Here is a 6216-nt window from a genome sequence, read left to right as displayed (position 1 = left end):
TCTAGAATAGAAATAAAAGAATAGAAAGGAGATAATATGAATTCTGAAAGTTATTTTGATGGAGGAATCCTAGGTTATATTGGTTACTCTATCTTAGGAGCAATAATTTGTGTGTTTACCTTGGGAATCGGAACACCTTGGGCTGTTTGTATGATGCAAAATTGGAAAACGAAACACACTGTGATTGATGGGAAACGTCTATACTTTGATGGTACTGGGGCACAGTTGTTCGGGAATTGGATCAAGTGGTTTCTTCTAACTATCATCACCTTAGGAATCTATAGCTTCTGGTTAGTTATCAAGATGCAACAATGGATTGCAAAACACACTCATCATGTTTAGTCATTAAATTCGGGCTACCCCAAAAGCCCTAAAATTTAACAAAGTTCATATGAAAAATCATAGACGTAGTAGTTTATTGATTTAAAAAGATGGCTTTATAAAGTTTTTTTGAAATCTAATAAACTGTGAGGGGCGACTCGACAAAATCTTATTTCTTAAGAAATCATGATTTTTGAGTCGCTCCCAGTCTTTTGTTCTTAGAATAAGAAAACTGGAATTTTGTCAGTTCTCTATCTTGGAAAGGATATAAAAATCTTTTAAATTGATGGGTTTCATTAGTGAAAGATTGTGAAATTTTTGATATAATATAAAGAATCAACTGATAGATGCTTTTTTATTTGTCTAGAAAAAAGAGATATTTTTTAAAAAACTTACAGGTGAGAACTAAGGAAATTTAAATACATATGTAATGTTTGACAGAAAATCACTCTATCCTCATCAATAGATAAACAGAAATAAATTAAATAAAAGGAGAAACAGATGTCTGGAAATTATTCAACACGTGAATACCGTGAAAAATTATACGATGATCTTCATGTTAGATCGAGAGATACAGCGATTTTGATGTGTGCAATTTTTATTGCCTCTATCGGATTAAATATGAATTCAACAGCTGTTATTATAGGAGCCATGTTAATTTCACCTCTCATGACACCGATTGTTGGACTAGGATTAGGTTTAGCTATTTTTGACACTCGTTTAGTCAAGCAAGCTCTAGGGGTTTTACTTACTCAAGTATTGGTCAGTTTACTTGTATCGACTCTATATTTCTGGATTACTCCCGTATCTTATGAAAGTAGCGAGTTGATTGCACGAACTTCTCCAACGATTTGGGATGTCCTAATTGCTATTGCTGGTGGGATTGCTGGTGTGATCGGTTCGAGAAAAAAAGAAGCAAACAATATTGTGCCAGGAGTAGCAATTGCTACAGCTCTAATGCCGCCTATCTGCACTGCCGGCTATGGTTTAGCTAATGGGAATGTACGATTTTTATTTGGAGCTCTCTATCTTTTCTTGATTAACTGTGTCTTTATAATGCTAGCCAACATTGTTGGGGCAAAAATTTTAATGAGAAAATCTCCCTTAACTTCATTCAAAGAGCTAAGCATTAAAATGAAAATTGGTTTGATATCTTTGATTGTATTATTGGTTGTTCCAGCCAGCTATTCGGCAGTTACTCTAACTATAGAACAAGCGCGAAAAGAAGGTGTCAAACAGTTTGTAGGAAAAGAGTTTGCCAATTATACGGTTATCAATCAAGTCTACAAGTCAAGGGACAATGAATTGGTCTTGACAATTGTTGGTGACCCGATTTCAGAAGAAGAATTAGAAACAATCCACCAAAAACAAGCCTCTTACGGTATTCAATCTGTTCAATTGAAAGTTAATCAAGTTCAGAATTCAACAAAATTAGATGGTGAGGCGACCAAGGAATTTTATGAAATTATTAATAAATATATCGATCAAAAACTATCTGAAAAAGATTCACAAAAAGATCTTGTAAAAGAAAATGAAGCAGACAAGGGTTAAGGATATTCTATAGATAATACAGACCTTATGATTGAAATAAATAAGATTATAAGTGATTATGTTGAAATTGAAAATTTACTTTAGAAACTGCTGAAAAAAAAGCATCCAGGAAATTAGATTTCCTAGATGCTTTTTTATCTATGTAATTATTTACCTAATTTTTCTAAGTGTTTAGCTAGGCGTTCGTTAACGAAATCCCAGTTTACAACACGGAAGAATTCTTTAATGTAGTCTGGACGACGGTTTTGGTAGTTTAGGTAGTAAGCGTGTTCCCAAACGTCTAATCCAAGGATTGGAGTAAGACCTGTTAAGTATGGAGAGTCTTGGTTAGCTGTAGAAGTAACTACTAATTTACCTTCTTTATCTAAAGCTAGCCATGCCCAACCACTACCGAATCTAGTAGCAGCTGCAGCTGAGAAACTCTTAACGAATTCTTCATATCCACCAAGTTCAGCTTCAACTTTTTCTTTTACTAATCCAGCGAATTCAGAAGAATCTGCTTTAGTTAGAGATTTCCAGAATAGGCTGTGGTTGTGGTGTCCACCACCGTTGTTGATAACAGCTTGACGGATGTCAGCAGGTACGTTATCGATGTTTTTTAATAAACCGCAGATGCAGTTAGCTTCGAATTCTGGGTGTTTTTCTAAAGCTGCGTTTAAGTTGTTAACGTAAGCAGCGTGGTGTTTGTCGTGGTGAATTTCCATAGTTTTAGCGTCGATAACTGGTTCTAAGAAATCGAATCCATAAGGTAATTCAGGTAATTTAAATGTCATAGTAATAATCCTCCTAGGGTTTTTATAAATATATTATAATTATAAGAAAAATATTTAAAATAAACAACAAAAATGCTTACAAAAAATTTTTTTTCCGACTAAAAACTATTTTTATCGTTGTAATAACAACTAATTAAAATTATATAAAAGCTAATAATGTTTCAAATGGAAATAAGGTATTTGCATGAATATACTGTTATTTATATTTTATAATTGATAGACCTAAGTTTTGTGATTTTTAATAGCTATCTATGGACTAATTCATGAAAATTTTATACAATAGTATTTGCATGAATTATTTTAATCATGATAGGAAATATATGGCTATTAGACTTTAATTTTTAATAGTTTAATAGTATAATTATAGTTGGAAAAAATTGTATAGATGAATGATTCGAATTTTAATCGAAAGGAATTTGATAATGAAAATAGGAATAGATAAAATTGGTTTTGCAATGCCAAATTATTATTTAGATATTCGTGATTTAGCCGCAGCGCGTGGAATAGAACCAGATAAATTTACAAAAGGTTTATTACAACTTGAAATGAGTATTCCACCGGTATCTCAAGATATAGTAACTCTTGGGGCACAAGCTGCATATGAAATATTAGATAAAGATGATTTAGAAAAAATTGACATGATTATCGTAGGAACTGAGTCTGGAATTGACCAAAGTAAAGCTTCTGCGGTATTTATTCACGGTCTTTTAGATGTTCAACCATTTGCGCGTGCTATTGAAGTAAAAGAAGCTTGTTATGGTGCGACGGCAGCATTAGATTTTGCGAAAAATCATGTTATGAATAATCCGGAATCAAAAGTACTAGTTATAGCTAGTGACATAGCGAAATATGGAGTTAGATCATCTGGTGAGTCGACACAAGGTGCGGGAAGCTGTGCGATGCTAGTTAGCAGCAACCCTAGAATCTTAGAACTTAACAATGATAATGTTTGTTTGACTCGTGATGTTATGGACTTCTGGCGTCCTAATTACTCACATTATGCATTTGTGGAAGGAAGATTTTCAACGGAACAATACCTTGATTGTTTAACTACTACTTGGGGAAGATTCTCAGAAAAATCAAAACAGAATCTTAATGATTTTTCAGCGGTATGCCTGCACTTACCATATCCTAAATTAGGATTAAAGGGTCTAAGTTTATTATTAGAACAAGCTGAAGAAGATAAAAAAGAAGAATTACTTGCTCGTTTTAATGAGTCTATTTTATACAGTCAACGTGTAGGTAACATTTATACAGGATCATTATTCTTAGGACTGTTATCTTTACTTGAGAATAATACTACTTTAGAAGCGGGTAATAAGATTGCATTATATAGCTACGGAAGTGGTGCTGTTGCGGAAGTATTTAGTATGACTTTAGTTGATGGTTATAAAGAACAACTAAGAAACAATCGTTTTGACGATTTTGACAGTAGAACACGTATTTCAATTGATGAATATGAAAAAATGTTCTTTAGAGATACTACAGTTGATGAAGAAGGGAACTTAGATATTTCTGATATTCAAGATGAAAGCAGATTTGTTTTAGAAAAAATTGAAAATCACAAGAGAGTTTATAAAAAACAATTTTAATAGAGGGAACTATGGAAAAAATTTGGAGTGGATTTTATAAAAAAAATATTGAAGAACGCTTAGGAGTTATTGAACAAGCTGGTATTTTAAGTGAAGAGCATCTTGAATTTCTTAAAAATAATGAGGTTTTAGACTTTGATACGGCTAATAACATGGTAGAGAATGTAATAGGAACTTTCTCATTACCTTTTAGCGTTGTGCCAAATTTTACTGTTGATGGAAAACAGTATGTAGTACCATTTGTTACAGAAGAACCATCGGTAGTTGCAGCTTGTAGTAATGCTGGGAAGATAGTAGCGAAATCTGGTGGTTTCAAAACAGAAATCCTTGATAGAAAAATGATTGGTCATGTTGCGTTATACGATATAGCGGATACTAGCTTAGCTGCGGAAAGTATATTACAGAGTAAAGAACTTCTTATAAAAACGGCTAACGAAGCATATCCATCTATCGTAACTCGTGGTGGTGGAGCTTGTGATATTGAGGTCAAAGTTCTATCAGAAGAAGGTGTAGATTTTGTAGTTGTTTACCTTATCGTTGATACTTTAGAAGCGATGGGAGCAAATATGTTAAATACAATGCTAGAGGCCCTTAAAGTTTCGTTAGAATCACTAACTGAGGGTGTAGCTCTTATGGCGATTTTATCGAATTATGCGACGCGTTCACTAGTTACAGCAAAATGTGCTATTCCATTCGAAAACTTAGGAGAAAATGGAGAGTATTTAGCTAAAAGAATTGAGCTTGCGAGTAAATTTGCAAAAGCAGATGTTTATAGAGCTGCTACCCATAACAAAGGTATCTTTAACGGAATTGATAGTGTTGTAATAGCGAGTGGTAATGACTGGAGAGCTATAGAAGCGGCATGTCAAAGCTATGCAGCAAAAGATGGGAAGTATAAAGGACTTTCTACTTGGTGCTGTGATAAAGAGTCTAAGGAGCTTGTAGGAGAAATCACGTTACCGATGCCGGTTGCTAGTGTAGGTGGATCTATCGGAATTAATCCTACTGTGAAAGTAGCGAGAGGACTATTGAACAATCCAGATGCGAAAACATTAGCGAGTATACTCGTTTCAGTAGGTTTAGCTCAAAACTTAGCAGCGCTAAAAGCGTTGGTAGGAGACGGAATTCAAAAAGGACATATGAAGTTACATGCTAAATCTTTAGCGATTTTAGCAGGGGCTAATAATGAAAATATTGAATCAGTCGTGGAAGAGTTAAGAAAAGAAAAACATATGAACTTAGCTAGTGCTAAGAAAATAGTAGAGAAATATAATAAATAATGTTTAAGAGAGATTAGGATTGCTAGTCTCTCTTATTTGATAAATTGAGTAAAATCTACATTTTTTATGAATAAATCTAAAAAAGATTAATAAATTTAATCATGAAAACTGTTTAATAAGAATAGAAGTTTCTATTTACAGTAGAAATATTCAAAAAATAAACCAGAATTGCCATTACTATAGAATTTTTTGTCATCGTATAAATGCAGTAAGAGCCCTGTTTCTAACATTTTTACGCTCTGTTTCATGATAAATAATAAAACTTTTTTTAATTTTGTGAGCAGTTTCATTGATTAATAATTTAAAATGATTTATCATATAAAGTATAGAAATTAACAAATTAATATCTATAAAAAATATTTAAAGAAAAAGTATATTTAATATCAATTTATAAAAAATTGATATGTAGTATACAGGAGGCACAATTATGTCATTAGAAAATAAATTCGACGAAATCAAAGGATCAGTTAAAGAAGGTTTAGGGAAATTAACTGGAGATAAATCAGTAGAAGGTGAAGGATTAGCAGAGCAAGTAGTTTCTAAAGTAAAAGAAGCTGCAGAAGATGCTAAAGAAGCTGTAGAAGGCGTTATCGACAGCGTTAAAGATAAATTAAAATAATACTGATATTTATTGAATCTTTTTAGGATATTAATAAATCTAAGTAAAATAATAATTTAGTATTCTTACAAAATAGACAA

Annotated in this window: 6 protein-coding genes; 5 read left to right on the top strand and 1 reads right to left on the bottom strand. The window is 32.6% G+C overall.

Going from position 1 to position 6216, the window contains the following annotated elements; all coding sequences use genetic code 11:
* Nucleotides 1-36: 36 nt before the first annotated feature.
* Together O5Y44_RS03295 and O5Y44_RS03290 are read left to right on the top strand one after the other, a co-directional pair.
* The gene (locus O5Y44_RS03295) at nt 37-342 is read left to right on the top strand and encodes a DUF898 family protein (RefSeq protein ID WP_271966281.1); all 306 of its coding nucleotides are present in this window, start codon (nt 37-39) and stop codon (nt 340-342) included.
* A gap of 480 nt (nt 343-822) precedes the next feature.
* Nucleotides 823-1872, top strand: a complete 1050-nt coding sequence (locus O5Y44_RS03290) for a DUF389 domain-containing protein (RefSeq protein WP_371465523.1) — start codon at nt 823-825, stop codon at nt 1870-1872.
* A 146-nt stretch (nt 1873-2018) separates the two neighbouring features.
* Here the strand turns inward: O5Y44_RS03290 and O5Y44_RS03285 are convergent, their stop codons facing one another.
* Nucleotides 2019-2645 (bottom strand): superoxide dismutase, encoded by a 627-nt coding sequence (locus O5Y44_RS03285; RefSeq protein WP_048803104.1) that lies wholly within the window; start codon nt 2643-2645, stop codon nt 2019-2021.
* Nucleotides 2646-3067: 422 nt separating this feature from the next.
* Here O5Y44_RS03285 and O5Y44_RS03280 point away from each other — a divergent pair, with 422 nt between their 5' ends.
* The 3 genes from O5Y44_RS03280 (at nt 3068) to O5Y44_RS03270 (ending at nt 6136) form a co-directional block, all read left to right on the top strand.
* Nucleotides 3068-4237, top strand: a complete 1170-nt coding sequence (locus tag O5Y44_RS03280; RefSeq protein WP_271987290.1) for a hydroxymethylglutaryl-CoA synthase — start codon at nt 3068-3070, stop codon at nt 4235-4237.
* Nucleotides 4238-4248: 11 nt separating this feature from the next.
* Nucleotides 4249-5517 carry a hydroxymethylglutaryl-CoA reductase, degradative gene (locus tag O5Y44_RS03275; protein ID WP_271987289.1) on the top strand — a complete coding sequence of 423 codons (1269 nt, stop codon included), beginning with the start codon at nt 4249-4251 and terminating at the stop codon, nt 5515-5517.
* A gap of 427 nt (nt 5518-5944) precedes the next feature.
* Nucleotides 5945-6136, top strand: a complete 192-nt coding sequence (locus O5Y44_RS03270; protein ID WP_271987288.1) for a CsbD family protein — start codon at nt 5945-5947, stop codon at nt 6134-6136.
* The last annotated feature ends 80 nt before the right edge of the window (nt 6137-6216 follow it).

Source organism: Gemella sp. 27098_8_155 (assembly GCF_041433725.1).
Taxonomy (GTDB): Bacteria; Bacillota; Bacilli; order Staphylococcales; family Gemellaceae; genus Gemella; species Gemella haemolysans_D.
Note: the sequence above shows the minus strand (reverse complement) of the source record. Positions and strands in the feature narration are given on the sequence as shown.

Excerpts from the sequence above, each read along its gene's own strand:
- O5Y44_RS03280 (WP_271987290.1), top strand. The coding sequence starts at position 3,068 with ATGAAAATAGGAATAGATAAAATTGGTTTTGCAATGCCAAATTATTAT.
- O5Y44_RS03275 (WP_271987289.1), top strand. The coding sequence starts at position 4,249 with ATGGAAAAAATTTGGAGTGGATTTTATAAAAAAAATATTGAAGAACGC.
- O5Y44_RS03270 (WP_271987288.1), top strand. The coding sequence starts at position 5,945 with ATGTCATTAGAAAATAAATTCGACGAAATCAAAGGATCAGTTAAAGAA.
- O5Y44_RS03295 (WP_271966281.1), top strand. The coding sequence starts at position 37 with ATGAATTCTGAAAGTTATTTTGATGGAGGAATCCTAGGTTATATTGGT.
- O5Y44_RS03285 (WP_048803104.1), bottom strand. The coding sequence starts at position 2,645 with ATGACATTTAAATTACCTGAATTACCTTATGGATTCGATTTCTTAGAA.
- O5Y44_RS03290 (WP_371465523.1), top strand. The coding sequence starts at position 823 with ATGTCTGGAAATTATTCAACACGTGAATACCGTGAAAAATTATACGAT.